This is a genomic window from Priestia megaterium (assembly GCF_046599315.1).
GTDB lineage: Bacteria > Bacillota > Bacilli > Bacillales > Bacillaceae_H > Priestia > Priestia megaterium_F.
Genome location: NZ_JBKIKC010000001.1, coordinates 198,992 through 217,460 on the forward strand (window position 1 = coordinate 198,992; position 18,469 = coordinate 217,460).

The following is an 18,469-nucleotide window of genomic DNA, read 5'->3' on the forward strand; positions in this document are numbered from 1 at the left end:
TAAACTTTTTTAGATTTTAACCCGTTCTACTAACTGCAGCAATTCATCATTAGGTCCGTGAAACAAAATCATACGTCCACCCTCAAGTGTTGGCTGAGGCTCAGATGATAAAAATTTAATTCCTTTGTTCTTATAATGTTTAATAGCCTTATTTATATCCTCTACCGTAAACGCAAGGTGGTTAACAACTCCGCTTTTGTTATACTCGCCAATAGGATCAATATCTCGAATGAGCTCAATTTCGATACCCAGCTGTTCTTCAAGATACAAAAAAGCCATCTCTCTTTTTGTTGTAGAGCCTCGAAGGCGAACTTTAAAGCCAAACATATCTGAGTAGTAGTGAATCGTTTTATCCATATTCGCAACAATAATCGCTGTATGTTCCATTTTCTTAATCATCGATATTCTCCCTTTCCCCATAATTAGTAAGTACAAGTAAACTATACAGCAATTTAGGCAATATGTATCTGCATATACCTTTTTTCTCTATGTAAAGAAAAAGCGGATCTCAGTTAAACCTAAATCCTTCTGGTAAGAAAGAATAGCAAGTCCTCATACTGCGGTGAGGAAAATTCAAATACTCTATCAATGAGTCTGCGCTATGGTTTGAAAAAATAACAAACAAAAAAACAAACCTCATTGGTTTGTTATGGGTACTTATTTATAGTCAGTCTCTGTTTCAACAACGTTCGATAAGCCATGTTTTGTACCTTTGTACTGCAGACGATTTTAATCTCGTACTCAGGTGGTAATCATCTATCTACGATTACACATGTAACCGTCCGTCTCTCCGTTTAATTCCTTAGAGACAGTTCCCCTACCATTGTTTGGGTTTCTCGCTCGTGGGGTTTACCGCGTTCCACCTTTGCTGTTTCCAGCAAAGCTTCGTCACTGTGGCACTTTCAGGGATACTCGACCATATCCGAAGACTTAGGTGTTTTTTCCGCCGTCAGCTAAGCTATAAGCCAAGCTGCCCTAGCTTATTTTTTCACTAGGCACGAACACTACGGGCATCTCAGCACCGTGCGAGCATGGACTTTCCTCTACATCAAATGATGCAGCGATTACCTGAACGTTATTTCAGATCGTGTATTAATAGTATATGCATTTTAGCTTACCGAATCAAATGTAACTTTTGGTATAGATTCCATTTCAATTTTTGCAGCAGCTTAAATAAAATAACTTGTTTCTGTACAATCTTTTTATTAGATGAAACATCAGCAAGCCCAAGAAATATTCTTTTAATCCATTTCTACGAGGGATACTGTGTTTCTTTGTAGAATATTCTATAAACTATATAAAAAGATAACAGAGGTGATGATACATGAACGCTGATTTAAAATTTGATTTTCATACCCATCATGACCGATGCGGACATGCTCGCGGAACGATTCGAGATTATATAGAGGCATCTATTGATAAAGGCCTTGATATCATTGGGATTTCAGACCATTCTCCTTACTTTGCGAACGAAGAAGACCAGCCGTATCCTCACATTGCTATGGGAAAAAGCGCATTTTCCGGATATGTAGCTGAGATTTTGAAACTAAAAGAAGAATATAAAGAGAAAATTGAAGTGCTGTTAGGTGTGGAGTCTGATTTCTTTCCCGAGCATGCGGGAATATACCAAAGCAACTATGAAAAATATCCATTTGATTACATAATCGGCTCTGTCCATCAAGTTGATGAAATCAGCATCTTTCACAAAAAACGTTGGGAAGGTCTTTCTCAACAAGAAAAGCAGCGCACAAAAGAAACGTATTATCAATTGATCGAAGAATCCGCCCGGAGTAAGATGTTTCAGATTCTTGGACATATCGATGCCATGAAAGGGTTTTATCCTTCTTTTTCTTCTATCCAGACGGATGTAATTGATCAGACGCTAAAAGTGATTTCAGCACATGATATTGCCATAGAAGTGAATACATCAGGCAAAACCAAAGACTGCGGAGGCTGGTATCCTGCAGACGATATTTTGGAAAGAGCACTGTACTACGGGGTACACATTACATTCGGTTCTGATGCTCATGACCCGGAGCGTATTGGCGACGACTTTGAATTGGTAAAAAAGCGTCTTAAAGAAATAGGTTTTACAGATTGGGTCTTTTTTAGACAGAAAAAAATGCAGGTGGTATCTTTGTGAAAGATACACAGCTAAAGAAGTTAAAGGTGATTTTACTGCTTAAGAATCCCTACTTTAGACGCTAGAAAGTATCAAAAGGACAGTTTTTTAAATTTGCTAGTACTCATAACTTCTTACTCTTTATCGCTTAGGTTATCTATAGATTTGAAAACAATTAGTTATACCTCATAACTCCATATAACAATTAGTTTGAATAATAAAACATCCACTTTTATTTTCAACTGTGCTACATTTAAGTAAAAATGCTTTCTTAATGAGGTATGCAATTGTGAATTTAGATTTAACCGCTTATATCACGCTTATCTGCACGTCTGGTGTTCTTAATTTATACTTGTGCTTTTATGTATTTATTAAGCGACATCACTAAGCCAACATTGCGCATTTATTTATTCTTCATACAGGTTTCACCACCGTTTATTGTATTGGCGCGGCGTTTAGCTTACTATCGGTTAACCTCGAGGAAATGAAATTTTGGACCGTCATTCAATACATAGGGATGCCTTTTTCACCTCCTGCAGGACTGCTGTTTGTTATGCAGTATGTAGGCATAAAGGTAAGGAAAAAACATATTTTGGCACTTTTTATCATTCCTTTTATTAGTTTGATTATGGTCGCAACAAACGCCTGGCATCATCTTCACTACCGAGTGTTTGCAATTGATCCAGTTTTAGGTGCTCCTTACACTCATCAAGAAATTGGGACATGGTATATGATTCATGGAATGTTCATCTTTTCATCTATGTTTGTTGCTTTTTTGCTTGCTGTTTACCGTTGGAAAGAAACAGCAAAAGCTTACCGCCTGCAGCTAATCGCATTGATGGTCGGGCAATTATTCCCTATGGTCACAGCTTTTATCTATTTAATGGGCTTTACGCCGCAGGGAATTGATCCAGTGCCTATGGTTTTATGGGTTTCTTCTTTCTTATATTTATGGTCTATTAACTCGTCTCGTATGTTTACGGTCATGCCTATTGCTAAAGATGCGATATTTAACAGCATCAATGATGGTGTTATCGTGCTTGATGAAGCTTACAGATTAATTGAATTTAACTTAGCGTCTAAGAACATGTTTCCGCAGCTGAAAAAATCGATGTTCGGGAAACGTTTTTCTGATATTTGGCTAATGTTATCGGGCAGTTCGTTTCCTTTTACATTAGAAAATACAATAAGCAGTCAAGAACTACAGCTTTTTTCTGCGGATCAATCTCAGTATACGTATCAAGTTCGCACCTCCCCTTTACAGTATGCTAACAATAGTCACGGCTTGATGCTTATTTTTATTACGGAGCTAAAAAGACTTCAGCTGAAGCTTGAAAATCAAGCTTATTACGATGAGCTGACGCAAATTTATAATCGCAGAGCTTTTTTCCAGCACAGTAAGCAAGCATTCGATGAAGCAAAGAAGTGCGCATCTTCTTTTACGCTTCTTTTAATTGATATCGATTATTTTAAAAAAGTGAACGATACGTATGATCATTCTGCTGGCGATCAAGTGCTTGTACATATCGTAAAAGCCTGTCAGTCCATATTACCGCAAGTAGCGCTTTTTGCTCGGTACGGCGGTGAAGAGTTTGTACTCGCGCTAAAGGGCTATACATCACCAGAAGCTGAAGTCCTTGCCAATCAGCTTCGCAGGCACGTTGAGACTCAGCCTTTACTAATTAATGAAGAAACCATTTCTGTTACGCTCAGTCTTGGAGTAGCACAAGCAGCAAAACAAGAAAATGAAACATTAGATGACCTTTTAAATAAAGCAGATATCGCCCTGTACTCTGCCAAACAAAACGGACGCAACCAAGTACGTGTGTATGAAGAGAAAAAAGAAATCCTAAAAAGAACCTGAACAGCACTGTTTTGGTTCTTTTTGCTTTTAACTAACATTCTTTCATTTATCAAGTAAAAGTGCTAAAAGACTTGATTTTATCTATGTATTTGCAAATAGCTCACCCTATAAACTAGATGTAGATTAAAAAAAGGAGAGATATAGATGAAGATTACACATATTCGTAATGCCACTTTAATTGTCGAATACGCAGGCAAAACGTTTTTAATTGATCCCATGTTAGCTGAGAAAGGCACGTACCCTCCTTTCCCAAATTCGATCAGACAGGATCAAAACAACCCTTTAGTAAGTTTGCCGATATCCGTTGAAGAGATTATTCAAAATGTAGATGCAGTTATTGTCACTCACCTTCATTTAGACCATTTTGACGATGCGGCTAAGCAGGCTTTGCCAAAAGACATCAAAATGTTTGTTCAAAATGAAGAAGATGCCGCAGTAGTAAGAGATGCTGGTTTCAAAAATGTAGAAATACTAACAAAGAATACAGTCTTTAAAGGCATCCAATTAACCAAAACAAAAGGCGAGCACGGAAGAGGAGAAATTTTAAAACTTGCCGGTTTAGTATGCGGAGTTGTTTTTAAACACGATAGCGAAAAAACGCTCTATGTAGCTGGCGATACGGTATGGTATCCTGCTGTTGGAGAAGAAATCAACACACATAAACCGGATGTCATTGTTGTGAACGGAGGAGATAACCAATTTTTAGATGGCGGTTCTCTTGTGATGGGGAAAGAAGATATTTACGAAGTATACAAAGCGGCTCCTCAAGCTACCATTATTTCTATCCATATGGAAGCTGTGAATCACTGGACGTTATCAAGAGAAGAATTAAAAAGCTTTATTAAAGAAAAAGACATGTCGTCTCACGTCTTTGTTCCAGATGATGGCGAAGTTTATACTCTGTAAGTAAAAGAGATTCAGACATAACGAAATCATTCCATTCTAAAGACGGAGAAATGAGTTCGTATGGATCGTTTATGACACCGCTTGTTGATTTCCGTGCAAGGCTTCGCTTTCCGCGGGCGGCCGGTGAGCCTCCTCGTCGCCTCCGCTCCTGCGGGGTCTCACCTGTTCCGCTTTTTCCGCAGGAGTCTTCGCCTTGCCCTCCAATCAACAGCTAGAATCAACTAAATCGAGTAAGCCTACCTTCACCTTACCAATAAAAAGATCTGAACGATTCATCGTTTGGATCTTCCTTCAACTAACATACTTTTGTCCCAGCCTCTTTTTATAGCCTTTTAATTTATCAAGTAGTAGTCGTAGCAGTAACTGCTGAAGTGCTCGCGATAACTGCGAGCATAGCGGCTTGCTGAGCTTGAATAATCGTTTCAATCGTTGTATAGATGCCCGTTTCGACCAGTCTAGAATTGTTTAGTTTTTCACTGATAACCAAATTAACTGCCAGCATAACGTTGATGTCTTTATGCCACTTAAAAAGTTTGTCTGCATTTAACTGTTTCACCACTTGATAGATAATTTCGATTTCATTTTCTGGTTTCTCAAACAGCGCTAATAATCCAACAACCGGGTAATGCATTGCTTTTACTTTAATACCTACGGATTCACAGGTTTCTTTTACTGATAGGCATCTTTCAATAAGTGCATCTGCATCTAAAGTTTTATCAATTGAGAGAATATGACTTAGAAATTGAAGGTCATTTCCTTTTTTAAATCCATACTGCCCTAACGTAGTATAGAAGTGTTCAATTTCATGCATTAAATCATCAACGGACTCGCTCGTTTCAGCTAATAACACAGCAAGAGGTACATCACCGCTTGATGTAAGGAAAAGATGCTTCTTTTTCATGCCTTGATAAATTTCTACAGACCTTCGAATCATTTCTTTATGATTTTGACTAGACTGATTCGACAGCATAGCGGAAGCCGCAATATACGTAAATGCTCCTCTATTAACCCCCCCTTGTACTAATTGATCATATACGTCAAGAAATTCATGAAACGTTTCTTTAGGATTCTCATAGCGAGTATCTAACATGGCTGCTATCGTAAAACGCTGTGATGATTTTAATGTAGAAAACATCCCTACTTGATTCTTAATATAGTCACTTAACTCGATATAATGTGGAAGCTGGAGCGATTTTCCTTTCACTACATATGTGGAAGCGATAGCCATAAACTGCTTTGGATCTGCCACTTTCCATTTAAGTTCATTTTTTAAGCTTATATAAAAATCTTTAAATTGATCTACTTTTTGTTGAATCGTTTTTGGCACCATATCAACACGCCCTTTATTAGTTGTTAGCTTATATACGTAACACTTCAACAAAAGTTTCAATATTTGGTAAATACCTCATGCATTTATTACAAAAAAGCCCCGGAATATTCCGAGGTCTTTTATTTTGTTCTATTAAAAAAGGTTAAACTTTTTCCCTTGCAATTCTCAAATCAATGTATTATATTGTTGATGTATCAATTATTGATATATCAAACAATTGTTCGCAATTAAAATATAAAAATGCACAATAACTGTTTTTAAACCCACAGGAGAAAGGAATAATTACTATGCCTATAAAAGATTTTAATGAAATTGCTTTAAAGCGTCGTTCAATTAAAAAATATGACCCTTCAGTAAAAATTAGCCGTGAGGAAATGGAAGAGATCCTTACAGAAGCTATGCGCGCTCCTTCTTCTGTTAATATGCAGCCATGGCGCTTTGTTGTGATTGAAACACCGGAAGGAAAAGAAAAATTAGCTGAACTTGCGAAGTTTAACAGCGAACAAGTTAATACATCTTCAGCTGTTATTGCCGTGTTTGGTGATATGAACAACGTCGAATATGCAGACGAAATTTTCGGCAAAGCAGTAGAGCTTGGCTACATGCCTCAAGACATTAAAGAACAGCAGCTGAATTTCTTCAAGCCAATTTATGAAAACATGCCAAAAGCAGATATGAAAGACATCGTTTTGATTGATTCAGGTCTTGTGTCTATGCAGCTTATGCTTGTTGCTCGCGCTCACGGATATGATACAAATCCAATCGGCGGATACGAAAAAGAAGTAATCGCAGAAGCGTTCGGTCTAGATAAAGAACGTTATATTCCAATTATGCTGATCTCAATCGGAAAAGCTGCAAGCGAAGGCCATGCTTCTTACCGTTTACCGGTCGATACAGTTACAACTTGGAAATAAGCAAAAAGAAATTAAGTTGCGTAAAAATGTGAATTAAAAGGAGACTCTCTGATGACTAACTATCAAGAACTTACAAAAAAACAACTTTCATTCTTTCGCAGCGGTAAAACAAAAGACGTTGCATTCCGTATCGAGACGCTAAAAAAATTAAGAGGACTTGTTGTACGTCATGAAGACGACATTTTAAAAGCAGTAAAAGCTGATCTTAATAAACCAGAGTTTGAAGCAAAACGTGCAGAAGTTGGCCTTGTGCTAAGCGAAATCGACTTTGCGCTTACTAATCTTGTAGAATGGGCAGCGCCAAAAGAAGTAGAAACCCCATCTACTCACGCGGGAGCAAAAAGCTATATTTATCAAGATCCGTACGGTTTAGCTCTAGTGATTGCACCTTGGAACTATCCTTTCCAACTTGCTGTATCACCGCTAGTAGGCGCGATTGCTGCAGGAAACTGCGTGGTGTTAAAACCTTCTGAATTAACACCTCACACGTCAAGCCTTCTTGCTTCAATGATTAATGAGAACTTCCCTGAAGAATACATGACTGTAGTCGAAGGTGAAGTGGAAACAAGCACTGCTTTACTAAAAGAAAACTTTGATTATATCTTCTTTACAGGAAGTACAATGGTCGGCAAAATTGTGGCAGAAGCGGCAGCCAAACATTTAACTCCTGTTACGCTAGAACTAGGCGGAAAAAGTCCTACAATTGTACACGAAGATGCAAATATTGAAGAAGCAGCAACACGCATTGCGCGCGGAAAATTTGCAAATGCTGGCCAAACTTGTGTAGCGCCAGACTACATTCTTGTCCAACGAAATGTAAAAGACAAGCTGCTAGCGAAATTAAAAGAAGTGGTAACAAACACGTACGGTGAAGATGTTTCACAAAATCTAGATTTCCCTCACGTGGTGAGCGAAAAGCATTTTGATCGCCTTAGCAATTTCTTAACGAATGGAAATGTTGTGATAGGAGGCAAAACGGACCGTTCTCGTCTGTTTATTGAGCCAACTGTTCTTGACAATATCTCATGGGAAGACGACGTGATGCAAGATGAAATCTTTGGACCTATTCTTCCAGTAATCGTATACGATGAAATCTCAGAAGTAATCGAGGCAATCGTGAAGCGCCCAAAACCATTAGCACTTTATCTTTTCTCTGAAGATGAAGCGATCCAAGATCACATTTTAAACAGCGTTTCATTCGGCGGCGGTTCTATTAACGATACAATTAACCATATGACATCTCACTACCTTCCATTTGGAGGCGTTGGTGACAGCGGAATGGGTGCGTATCACGGAAAAGCAAGCTTTGATACATTTTCACATGCTAAAAGCATCTTAAAACGTTCAAATAAATAATAGAAAAGCCGAAGCCACGCGTTGACTTCGGCTTTTTTTTACTCCTTCATTTGTTTAGCGATTTGTTCATATTGCTTTTCCTTCTTTGTAGAAACCGCTAAATCGCAAAGAATATGTAAAAAATATTTTTTATCTTGAACAAATAGATGCTCTTCTTCAAAGCCTATAGAAATGTATACAGCAAACTCCCAGATGTCGTCGTAATAAGCTGGGCCAATGGCCTCAGCTAGATTTCCGAGCGTTTTGAGCAGTTCCATTGTAATGATAATATTACGTCTAGCATAGTGCCGGATATTAGCGAACCCATCATACAAAAAATCTTCAAACTTCTTCTCCGGTATTACCATTCGTATGATGCCGCTATCATCCACTAAATAAGAAGAAAATTGACTAGCGTCACAAATTTCCCGAAGAATATCACTGATTTGATGAATGGAGTTAACCGCGGTTTTGAAATCATCATTTCCTAATGATTTAATGGCCATCTCCACAAACTTTGTAATAATATACGTAGTGTCTTGAATATCAGTTTGAGATTTCCCTACATGGACATATTGATGAAAAATGGTGTGATCAATTTCGTCATCCTCTACAGAATCTCTATACCAATAGTAAAACAATACGGTTCCGCTAAGCACATAATCCCCTACTTCACGCTCCATTTTTATGACTAAATTATGCTCTTTGGCACAGTGAATCAATCGGCTATAGTTCACCGTTTGAATATATCCAGATGTTTGAATATATACCGGGTTTTTCTCTCCTTCAGGAAAAGAAAACTGTTCATTATAACTAGACTGCGTTCGATGAATCTCGAGTTCTTCGCGGATCGTCGTCTTAACTGCTTTTATAGACGCTGTTTTCATCGATTGAGTCATGTGATTTACTTGCAGCCACTTAACAGAATGATTAATAAAGTAGACAAAAGTGCCTGCACTAAAAACCGATAGCGCTGTCGTCACAAATGGGATAGCAAAATACCCGTCTACTTGCGAACTGTTTAAAAAGAGAAAGACAAATAGTGTATATAAAAAACTTCCTATAAAAATCCCCAGAATTCGCTGAGTAGATTTAGAAGAAGCGAAGTTTTTTAACACACGAGGAGAAAACTGAGCTGCAAAAGATGTAAACACAACAAGCATTAAATTAAAAGTAAACGTCGTAATTGACAGTATGCCCGGCATAATCGTACTCACTAACGTATTGGTTAAACTCATGTTGATTGAAAAAAATGAAGGAACTTTCTCTCCTACTTTGCAATAATAGTCGAGAAACAGCGTCAATGCAGCTAAAAGAACAGAAAAAAAAGCATAAATTAAGGGACTAAACCATATTTGACTAGTTAACTCATCTTTAAAAGCACGAGGAGAGAGCTGTTTCCTTGCAGCTATCCATTTAAATATATTCATACAAAACCTTCCTTTTTATTTGTAAATCTCTAACTTTTTTCTTAGTTCCCTTAAATTTTCTAATTATGCTTATACAGTGGAAAAATCTATTTTTTTAAGATATAGCCAACGCAAAGCAAAAAAACCAAGCAGATTCTATCACCAGCTTGGTTTTTTTATGTTATTTTATTACCAGCCTCGGCTCGCTCCGCCGCCTCCAGAGCTTCCTCCTCCACCTCCGCGAGGACCGCTGCCGCTGCCACCACCGCCGCCTCTTCCTCCAAACATCACAAGGAAGTTTAGCAGAAATTGAGTGATGGCTCCTTTAAAAAAGACGAAGTCGACGATAAGCAAGCCTACAATAACAGCTGCAATTAGCAGCGTTTGAAGTGTTGTTAAATGAACGCCGCTATCAGAAGGCGGGGATGCTTTTGGCACTTTTTGTTCAAAATCTGTTCCTAAATCATACTCTTTCACGACTTGGTTATAAACAGCTTTGTATGTACTTTCTAGAGCCGTATCGTATTTTTCATTTTTTAAATTAGGAATGGCATAAGAATCTAAAATTTCTCCAGACTTGATATCGGTAATAGCTCCTTCTAGCCCGTACCCTACTTCAATCCGGATTTTCCGTTCCTTTTTAGCGAGCAAAATGAGAACGCCATTATTCAGCTTTTTATCACCAAGTTGATACTTTCGAAAAGCTTCATTTGCATACTCTTCTACATCCGAATCACCTAATGAATTCACGGTAAGAATGGCTACTTGAGCTTTGGTTTCATCATCTAACTTTCTGCCCATTTGATTTATATCAGCTTTTTCCTGATCATTTAAAAGATGAGCAAAATCTTGAACGTAAATATCGCCTACCGGATTCGGAATATCAGGTGCAGCAAAAGCAACGCTTACTGTATTACATAAAAGAGACAATAATAAAGCAAACGAAGCAAGAAATTTCATCAATTATCGCTCCCAAAATCTACTTTCGGCGCTTCTTTTTCTTCATTTGTTACTTCAAAATATGGTTTTTCATCAAAGCCAAACGTATGCGCTAACATGTTTTTAGGAAATCGCTTAACGGATTTATTATACTGTGTGACTTCATCGTTATAGTCTTTACGTGCTACAGCAAGTCGGTTTTCCGTCCCTTCTAAACTATCCATTAAGCTTCTGAAGTTTTCATTAGCTTTTAAATCCGGGTACTTTTCAACCACTACAAGCAAGCGGTTTAATGCGCCGCTTAGTTGTTGATCAGCGTCTGCTTTGGCCTCAGGAGTTTTAGCTCCAGCTAACTGAGCTCTTGCCTGAGTTACTGAATCAATCGCTTCCTGTTCATGCTTAGCATAGCCTTTGACGGTTTCCACTAAGTTAGGAATTAAATCAGATCGTCTTTTTAATTGATTATCTACTTGGGAAAATTTATTATCTACATTTTCCTCTGCGCTAACGAAGCTATTGTAAGAGCTCACTCCGTAAATTGCAACAATCACTAACACAATGATCGCAGCGATCAAACCTTTGTTTTTCAATGGACTACCTCTTTTCCTCATCAAAATAATTAATCTACTTACTAATACGAGCCAGTGGCAAAAAAGATTCATTATTTACCAATTTTTATTAGATTCACACAGATGGCGCATCCCTATACTGTTCTTGTAGCACCTCTTTTTATAGTCTCGCCTCTTTTTTGCACATGTCATACCTTACTATTTTATTGGTGTTAAGATAAAGGAATTAGTTTTATCGTATAAGAATGGAAAAAAGCAGAGGCTTGTCCAGTATGCGCTTAGAAAGAAGAGACACTAAAAAGCTGCCTACAACGTCAATTGTTATAAGCAGCTCACCTTTATATCTGATTTCCATACGCGTTATCAATGTTCGCCAAATCTGTTTGATCAAGTATATCAGGGTCCAAATTCGTATTTTTCATTCGGGCATAGGCAGCTGAAATATCTCCATACGTTGAGTTGATTCCAACAGATTTAACATCTGCTGTGTGTCCGTTGTGAAGAACTTCCCCAAAATTCATTGATCCGTTTCTCGCCATACCATTAATTCTCGTGTTACAGATGTTAATAACTCCTGCCATGCTCATACCACCTTTTCTTAAACTGGATTCGTACATCGTATGTTGTGACAAGCCTATGTGTGAAAAACTTTTAATAAGCTAGCAGCACGGTAGAAATATTAGTGAAATTATTCATTTCACCCTGCTTCATCCAAAGTTTCCACATGTTTTTACGCTTTTTCTGTTACAATAAATGCATAAGTTATTTTTCATCCATATTGTTTGAAGGAGGATACGTAATATGGACGAACCAAAAGATATTCAACCTAAAGTAGAAAAAAGTTTCGAACTCATTGGCAAGAAGTGGACAGGGCTTATCATTTATGTGCTTATGAGCGGTCCTAAACGCTTTAGTGAATTAAACGAAAGTATACCAGCCCTAAGCAGAAGACTGTTGACAGAACGGATTAAAGAACTTGAAGATCACGGAATCGTTGTCCGAAATGTCATCCCGGATCGCCCTATCCGTTCTGAATATTCGCTGACTCAAAAAGGAACAGAGTTAGGCAAAATATTAGGACCGATTAGCCAGTGGGCCGAAAGCTGGGTCCAAGATTAAAGTTTAGGATTAAAATTACTCCATAGAAAGGATGAGCATCATGGCAAATGTTCTTTATATTACTGCGCACCCTTTAGCTGAAGATGAATCGCTTAGCATGGCCGTAGGGAAAGAATTTATTGACGTATATAAGCAAACACATCCGGAAGATGATGTGGTGCATTTAGATTTATATCAAGCAGATATTCCATACTTAGATGCAGACGTATTTAACGGATGGAAAAAGCTTCGTTCTCACTCTTCCATCCAGGATTTATCAACGGATGAACGATTAAAAGTAGGACGATTAGCCGAACTAGGCGGACAGTTCGTACTCGCGGACAAATATATTTTTGTTACGCCAATGTGGAATTTCTCCGTCCCTGCGATTATGAAAACGTACATTGATGCGATTACCGTGTCAGGTAAAACCTTTACATATACAAAAGAAGGCGCACAGGGGTTGCTCAAAGGAAAAAAAGCGCTTCACATTCAATCCCGCGGAGACGTGTATTCAGAAGGCCCTGAAATGGCAAGAGAAATGGGTCACCGCTACTTAGAAATTATGATGGACTTTTTTGGAATTGAAGCGTTTGAAAGCATTATTATTGAAGGGCAAGTAAAGTTCCCCGATCAAATTCCGCAAATTAAAGAAGACGCCATCCAAAAAGCCCATTCAATGGCCAAAACGTTTTAAATTCAATAAGAATCAAAAAGACCTCGAAGCTGACCGAGGTCTTTTTCTTTTCTCTCCTCTTCCCTGCCTTATATTTCCCTTGAAATAATTATCACCTTTCGGCTCGTTTTATGCTGAAAATACACCTTAAACGAAAGGTAGAGTCCTGTTATTATTTGTTACTATTAATAACGTAGGTTATGTAAATGTATGTTTTTTTATCTTTTAATAATCTACTTTCCCTAAAAATATATTGTTTAAAATTACGCTTCAAAACCAAATATCTCCTTATTTATAAAGGTTTTAATTACAAAACTAAAAAGTGTAATCCTCTTAAAAAATTGTGAATATGATAAAAATCGATAAAAAACCTTTGACTAAATTCATTACGTAAGTTACTATTAATAACGTAGTAGATGTTTTTAAACATACTATCTTTAATTCATTAAGCAACACTTTATATATTGAAGACAGAAAGGTGAAAAGAATTATGGCAAAAGTTTTATATATTACAGCAAACCCTAACGATGCAACGCAATCATTCAGTATGGCTGCAGGAGATGCATTTATTAATGAGTATAAAGAAGTAAACCCAACGGATGAGATTGTTCACGTTAATTTATATCAAGAGTATATCCCTCACATGGATGGCGATGTATTCAGCGGATGGGGTAAACTTGGAAGTGGCGCAGAATTTGACGCGCTTACTCCTGAAGAACAGCGCAAAGTTGCTCGCTTAAACGAGTTAAGTGACCAATTTGCTCAAGCAGACAAATATGTATTTGTTACGCCAATGTGGAACTTCTCATTCCCGCCAGTAATGAAAGCTTATTTAGATGCTGTAGCAGTAGCTGGAAAATCATTTAAATATACAGAAGAAGGTTCTGTTGGTCTATTAACAGATAAAAAAGCGTATCATATTCAAGCAAACGGCGGTATCTACTCTCGCGGTCCTGCTGGTGAACTAGAAATGGGCCACCGCTATATGCGCATTATGATGAACTTCTTCGGTGTTCCTTCTATCGGAAGCCTATTTGTAGAAGGACAAGCTGCAATGCCAGACAAAGCACAAGAAATTAAAGAAGACGGTATTGCTCGCGCTAAAGAAGCTGCACGTACTTTCTAATAACAACTAAGAAAATGCAAAAAGGAACATCTCCCCATGTTCCTTTTTTTATGCTTACAATTATATCTTTGCTTCCCCTCGCAGTAGCGAATAAACATATGTATCAAACGGGATGCCGTTTTGGTACATGTACTCTCTTAGCGTCCCTTCCTTTTTAAATCCTAATTTGCTTAACAGTGTAATAGATCCGCTATTTTGCGTAAACACAACCGCTCCTATTCGCTTCAGGTGAAGCCCGTTAAACCCATAAGAGATCGCTTCATGAACGGCTCCTGTTGCGTATCCTTTGTTCCAGTACTCTGGAAAAAGAGCATAGCTCACATTTGCTTTTTTATGCTCTGAAGACCACTCTTGAAACCCTATTGTTCCAACCAGCTTTTCCTTTCCTTTTAGCTGAATTCCCCATTTAATCAATTGCTTTTCTTCGTAGCCTCTGGAAAAATTCTTAATGATCTGCTTCACTTGAACAATCGATTCCAAAGTTTTTTGCCCGTAATAGCGCAGCACGTCTTCATCAGAAAAGCACTTTAAAATCTCATCCACATCGTTTTCTACAATTTCCCTTAACCGCAACCGTCGTGTCTCTAATTCCGGAAACATGCTTTTCCCTCTTTTCTGTCTAGCTCCTATATACATCATAAACCATACTATACTCCTCTCAACTAGCAATATCCTGCTAAAATATTCCCCAAGAGGACTCATTTCCTATACAAATAGTCGATTTACATCTGGGATAGTGGTATTTTATATAGTGGGCATAAGTTGCTTTTTATCAACACAGAGGCGGTGAACGTAGAAATGAACCAAGATAAAGAATTGCTGTCCACGATACACGCTCTTCAAAAAGAGCTGCAGCAAGAAAAAGAAAATCGAGCATATATGCAAAAAGATATGGATGAACTAAGAAGCGCTTTATTACAATCAGAACAAGTGAAACAAAACTTAATTGATCAGCTAGAAAAGAAAGTGGATTTGATTTTAACTTTGATTCAAAAAGGAGACGCATGAAGTAATGGATTTCTTTAAAAACAGCAAAATAGTATACACCATTGTAGCACTTGTTATTGCCCTCATTGCTGTATTTACCAACAACTCGCCCATTTCCCTCATTCAACAGCATGAAAATTCAAGCAGCACATCGAGTAATACATCGGGCACTACATCAAGCAATCAATGCTCTGCCGAGACTCAAAGCGACAGGTTATTTACCGGCAAAGAACTTGTCTTACAAGAAGGAAATGATAAATACGGATATTGCCACATTCTCGCTCATATGCAAAAACCAGGCGCGGACAATTACCATGGTAAAAGTCAATTCAGCAAGTATTTAAATGAAAAACAAGCGATGTCTATTGCCGAAGAAGTCATCAACGAAGGTGAAGAAGGTACCAATAATAAATCTGGCAATTACGTCAAAGAAAAGTATGTTAGCTCTTTAAATCAGTACGTCAGAGTTGTGTATACCGACTACAGAGGCAAGGACTACGACTACAGTGTAACAACCATGTATCCAGTTGGTAATTAACTATACTATATAATGAATAAAAGCAGGCATATGCCTGCTTTTTTCATTACACCTCTCCTAGCTCTTAAAAGAGTCGCTGTAACAACAATACATTGATCGTTTGTTTGATACGCAAATATGTAAAATCTTGCAGGCATTACAGTAGCATTTTTACCTCTTGGATATAAGCTGCTTTCGTAATTGAAACGTTCATAATAATCGTTTCTAGAAGCATCGGTTATATACTAAAAAAGATTGAACAGCCTTCCCTTTTCCCTTCCGAAACAATTTAAGCAGTCACAAGCCGCGTGAAGCTTTAACATGAACCCCATCGTAAAACTCATTACGTCATTTCCATTCACCATAAAATATAGTCAATCAACCATAATTGGGCTGTGAATAAGCTTCACGTAAGGGCCTTGGAACATATGAATAATTTATCAAAGCTTTATAAAAGTTTTATACACGAAGGGAAGATATGAAATGCATGATAATGTAAACGCACCGTTTAGTTCTCACGAGAATATGCCGTTCTCACCTGCTATGTCTCACCATGGCTATACAGCCCCTGCTTATGGGCATATGATTCCAGATTGCGGATATGCAATGCCGGATTATGGATATTTGATTCCTGAATGTGGATATGGGATTCCTCACCACAGATGTAATGGTTTTGCCATTATCATCGTACTGTTTATTTTACTCATTATTATTGGTGCATGTGGTTTCGGTTTCTGTCACGATGATTGTTAATCTAGACATTAAAAACTCCAGTATAAATACTGGAGTTTTTAATGTCTTAATAGTCAGCAAACGCGTTATAAATTCTATAGCGTTTCGTCCAAATCTAGCGGTCTCAGCTTTTCTTCAATCTCTTTACGCTTAGGCTCTAAAAATGGAGGAAGCGCTAATGTTTGCCCCATCGTTTCAAGCGGCTCATCGGTCGCAAACCCAGGTGTGTCCGTTGATAATTCAAATAAAATGCCGTTTGGTTCTCTGAAATAAAGTGCTTTGAAATAATATCGTTCTACTTTACCAGAATTCGGCAAGTTGTTTTCGTTTAACCGACTTGCCCACTTATTGTATTCTTCTTCATTTGGAACACGGAATGCAACGTGATGAACTCCACCTCGTCCTAAGCGAACTCTTGGCAAATCAGGTCTAGTTTCAATATGCACTTCTGCTCCGCTTCCGCCTTCACCTGTTGCATAAACCAAAACGTCTTCATAATCTCCTGCAAGAGAGGGATAAGAACTCACGTAGCGAAATCCCATAATGTTTGTCAGTACGTCAACAGTCGGTTCTGCCGTGCCCACCGTTAGCGTGACTGGCCCTAAGCCAACTATCGCATGTTCTAATGGAATATCTTCACGCTTCCACGGCACGCCTGCTCTTACGCCTTTTTCACCATTGTCAGCGACAAGAAGCAAGCGTGTACCTTCAAAGTCTTTAAATGCTAATGTATCACGATTAGCTCTTTTAGCTATTTCTTCATATTCCACTCCGTACTGCTCGAAGCGCTCTTTCCAAAAATGGAGAGAAGCCGTATTTTTAACGCGAAGCGACACAGTCGAAATGTCGGATATACCTTGATGCGTTCTTGCAAGACCTGGAATATCAAAAAACGTTACTTCCGTTCCTGGTGTCCCTTCTCCATCCGCATAAAACAAGTGATAAGACTGGGTATTATCTTGATTCACCGTTTTTTTTACTAATCGCATGCCTAAAACTTTGGTGAAGAACTGATAGTTTTTCTCAGCTTTTCCCGTCAAAATAGATACATGGTGCAACCCTAACAATTCCATCTGATTCGCCTCTTTTCATAATATATACACTTTTTAAATTCTATTAAATTATCTTTAATTAAATTATTTTTAATTAAAGATAATTTTAACGGATAGACAGTGCATTTGTCAATAACAAGAAAATTATTATAAACATAAAAAAGAAACTAAAAACATAGTTAGTTTCTTTTTTACTTTGCCCTAACGAATAGATTATCTTTTCAAACAGCACTTACTTTTTAAGCACACGCTGCACATTTTGTTTCATCAGCTCGGCAATCTTCTTTTCATTTTCACGAGACGTGTGCTCTAGCTTTTCTATAACTAACTGCTGTCTCTCTACTGAATGATTTTGACTTAGCTTTTGTTTTCCTTCTATTTTGGTGATATCGATTTTAAAACCAATGATTCCTTTGCTTAGGCCATTTATATAAGTGGGATCAACGTCATTCATTGTATATGTACTATTCGGGCTTTCATATTTTTCCACCATCTTACTCAGCAGCCGAAACAGCTCTTTGGGGTCTTCAATCAATTTCATGCTTCCGTACACGTGAACAGCTTCATAATTCCACGTAGGTACAGCCTGGTTCGTTTCATACCAAGACGGTGAAATATAACAGTGAGGTCCTTGAAATACAACCAGAATTTCTTGACTTTCAGCATCTTTCCACTGCTGATTCGGACGAGCAAAATGCCCGTATAAAGCTCCTTCTTTTCGGTTTAACATCAGAGGCAAATGAGTAGCATAGGGCTTTTGGTTATGATACGAAAACAGAGTGGCAAATCCATTATCCTTAATAAAATCATACATGCTTTGTTCATCATTCACTTTAAAATGCTTTGGAATATACATCAGCATTTCTCCTTTATCCCTTATTGAGTAAAAGATA

21 protein-coding genes and 1 other RNA gene are annotated in these 18,469 nt (G+C 37.9%); 11 read left to right on the plus strand and 11 right to left on the minus strand.

The window, feature by feature from the left end; all coding sequences use genetic code 11:
* Positions 1-9: 9 nt before the first annotated feature.
* Together ACLHDF_RS01215 and rnpB are read right to left on the minus strand one after the other, a co-directional pair.
* Positions 10-399, minus strand: coding sequence for a VOC family protein (locus ACLHDF_RS01215; protein ID WP_413917228.1), 390 nt, complete (start codon positions 397-399; stop codon positions 10-12).
* Between the two features lie 289 nt (positions 400-688).
* An RNA gene (gene rnpB / locus ACLHDF_RS01220) (RNase P RNA component class B) lies at positions 689-1,076 on the minus strand.
* Between the two features lie 248 nt (positions 1,077-1,324).
* On the opposite strand from rnpB, the gene ACLHDF_RS01225 reads away from it, so the two are divergent.
* The 3 genes from ACLHDF_RS01225 (at position 1,325) to ACLHDF_RS01235 (ending at position 4,892) form a co-directional block, all read left to right on the plus strand.
* A complete protein-coding gene (locus ACLHDF_RS01225) occupies positions 1,325-2,143 on the plus strand; it encodes a histidinol-phosphatase (protein ID WP_413917229.1) in 819 nt (272 codons plus the stop codon).
* A 388-nt stretch (positions 2,144-2,531) separates the two neighbouring features.
* Entirely contained in the window at positions 2,532-3,986 is a 1,455-nt protein-coding gene (locus ACLHDF_RS01230; RefSeq protein WP_413918240.1) for a diguanylate cyclase, read from the plus strand.
* 144 nt (positions 3,987-4,130) lie between these two features.
* On the plus strand, positions 4,131-4,892 hold the full coding sequence (locus ACLHDF_RS01235) for an MBL fold metallo-hydrolase (protein ID WP_413917230.1): 762 nt from the start codon (positions 4,131-4,133) through the stop codon (positions 4,890-4,892).
* Here the strand turns inward: ACLHDF_RS01235 and ACLHDF_RS01240 are convergent.
* Positions 4,828-5,100: a hypothetical protein gene (locus ACLHDF_RS01240; protein ID WP_413917231.1), complete on the minus strand. Its 273-nt coding sequence runs from the start codon at positions 5,098-5,100 to the stop codon at positions 4,828-4,830. The two genes, ACLHDF_RS01235 and ACLHDF_RS01240, sit on opposite strands and share 65 nt — an antisense overlap.
* Positions 5,101-5,232: 132 nt before the next feature.
* Entirely contained in the window at positions 5,233-6,222 is a 990-nt protein-coding gene (locus tag ACLHDF_RS01245; RefSeq protein WP_413917232.1) for a DUF4003 family protein, read from the minus strand.
* A 287-nt stretch (positions 6,223-6,509) separates the two neighbouring features.
* Here ACLHDF_RS01245 and ACLHDF_RS01250 point away from each other — a divergent pair, with 287 nt between their 5' ends.
* Entirely contained in the window at positions 6,510-7,136 is a 627-nt protein-coding gene (locus ACLHDF_RS01250) for a nitroreductase family protein (RefSeq protein WP_413917233.1), read from the plus strand.
* A 51-nt stretch (positions 7,137-7,187) separates the two neighbouring features.
* The gene (locus tag ACLHDF_RS01255; RefSeq protein ID WP_413917234.1) at positions 7,188-8,492 is read left to right on the plus strand and encodes an aldehyde dehydrogenase; all 1,305 of its coding nucleotides are present in this window, start codon (positions 7,188-7,190) and stop codon (positions 8,490-8,492) included.
* A 38-nt stretch (positions 8,493-8,530) separates the two neighbouring features.
* Here ACLHDF_RS01255 and ACLHDF_RS01260 read toward each other — a convergent pair whose 3' ends face one another.
* The 4 genes from ACLHDF_RS01260 to ACLHDF_RS01275 all read right to left on the minus strand — a co-directional run bounded on the left by ACLHDF_RS01260 (position 8,531) and on the right by ACLHDF_RS01275 (position 11,969).
* Positions 8,531-9,901, minus strand: a complete 1,371-nt coding sequence (locus tag ACLHDF_RS01260) for a DUF2254 domain-containing protein (RefSeq protein ID WP_413917235.1) — start codon at positions 9,899-9,901, stop codon at positions 8,531-8,533.
* A 168-nt stretch (positions 9,902-10,069) separates the two neighbouring features.
* Positions 10,070-10,840 carry a TPM domain-containing protein gene (locus tag ACLHDF_RS01265; RefSeq protein WP_413917236.1) on the minus strand — a complete coding sequence of 257 codons (771 nt, stop codon included), beginning with the start codon at positions 10,838-10,840 and terminating at the stop codon, positions 10,070-10,072.
* Positions 10,840-11,409 (minus strand): LemA family protein, encoded by a 570-nt coding sequence (locus tag ACLHDF_RS01270; RefSeq protein ID WP_413917237.1) that lies wholly within the window; start codon positions 11,407-11,409, stop codon positions 10,840-10,842. The genes ACLHDF_RS01265 and ACLHDF_RS01270 overlap by 1 nt, the downstream gene beginning before the upstream one ends.
* A 317-nt stretch (positions 11,410-11,726) precedes the next feature.
* Positions 11,727-11,969: a spore germination protein gene (locus ACLHDF_RS01275; protein WP_413917238.1), complete on the minus strand. Its 243-nt coding sequence runs from the start codon at positions 11,967-11,969 to the stop codon at positions 11,727-11,729.
* A gap of 220 nt (positions 11,970-12,189) precedes the next feature.
* On the opposite strand from ACLHDF_RS01275, the gene ACLHDF_RS01280 reads away from it, so the two are divergent.
* From ACLHDF_RS01280 to ACLHDF_RS01290, 3 genes are all read left to right on the plus strand, one after another.
* Positions 12,190-12,507, plus strand: a complete 318-nt coding sequence (locus ACLHDF_RS01280) for a winged helix-turn-helix transcriptional regulator (RefSeq protein ID WP_013058076.1) — start codon at positions 12,190-12,192, stop codon at positions 12,505-12,507.
* 40 nt (positions 12,508-12,547) lie between these two features.
* Positions 12,548-13,183, plus strand: a complete 636-nt coding sequence (locus ACLHDF_RS01285; protein ID WP_413917239.1) for an FMN-dependent NADH-azoreductase — start codon at positions 12,548-12,550, stop codon at positions 13,181-13,183.
* Positions 13,184-13,652: 469 nt separating this feature from the next.
* Complete coding sequence (locus ACLHDF_RS01290) at positions 13,653-14,288, plus strand: FMN-dependent NADH-azoreductase (protein WP_413917240.1); 636 nt, start codon at positions 13,653-13,655, stop codon at positions 14,286-14,288.
* Positions 14,289-14,348: 60 nt separating this feature from the next.
* On the opposite strand, the gene ACLHDF_RS01295 is transcribed toward ACLHDF_RS01290, so the two are convergent.
* Entirely contained in the window at positions 14,349-14,888 is a 540-nt protein-coding gene (locus ACLHDF_RS01295) for a GNAT family N-acetyltransferase (protein WP_413917241.1), read from the minus strand.
* Between the two features lie 198 nt (positions 14,889-15,086).
* Here ACLHDF_RS01295 and ACLHDF_RS01300 point away from each other — a divergent pair, with 198 nt between their 5' ends.
* The 3 genes from ACLHDF_RS01300 to ACLHDF_RS01310 all read left to right on the plus strand — a co-directional run bounded on the left by ACLHDF_RS01300 (position 15,087) and on the right by ACLHDF_RS01310 (position 16,545).
* A complete protein-coding gene (locus tag ACLHDF_RS01300; protein WP_014459119.1) occupies positions 15,087-15,296 on the plus strand; it encodes a hypothetical protein in 210 nt (69 codons plus the stop codon).
* A 4-nt stretch (positions 15,297-15,300) separates the two neighbouring features.
* Positions 15,301-15,813: a hypothetical protein gene (locus ACLHDF_RS01305; protein ID WP_413917242.1), complete on the plus strand. Its 513-nt coding sequence runs from the start codon at positions 15,301-15,303 to the stop codon at positions 15,811-15,813.
* Positions 15,814-16,275: 462 nt separating this feature from the next.
* Complete coding sequence (locus tag ACLHDF_RS01310) at positions 16,276-16,545, plus strand: YjcZ family sporulation protein (RefSeq protein ID WP_413917243.1); 270 nt, start codon at positions 16,276-16,278, stop codon at positions 16,543-16,545.
* A gap of 74 nt (positions 16,546-16,619) precedes the next feature.
* On the opposite strand, the gene ACLHDF_RS01315 is transcribed toward ACLHDF_RS01310, so the two are convergent.
* Together ACLHDF_RS01315 and ACLHDF_RS01320 are read right to left on the minus strand one after the other, a co-directional pair.
* Entirely contained in the window at positions 16,620-17,597 is a 978-nt protein-coding gene (locus ACLHDF_RS01315; RefSeq protein WP_413917244.1) for a ring-cleaving dioxygenase, read from the minus strand.
* A 211-nt stretch (positions 17,598-17,808) separates the two neighbouring features.
* Entirely contained in the window at positions 17,809-18,432 is a 624-nt protein-coding gene (locus tag ACLHDF_RS01320) for an FMN-binding negative transcriptional regulator (RefSeq protein ID WP_413917245.1), read from the minus strand.
* Positions 18,433-18,469 lie beyond the last annotated feature (37 nt).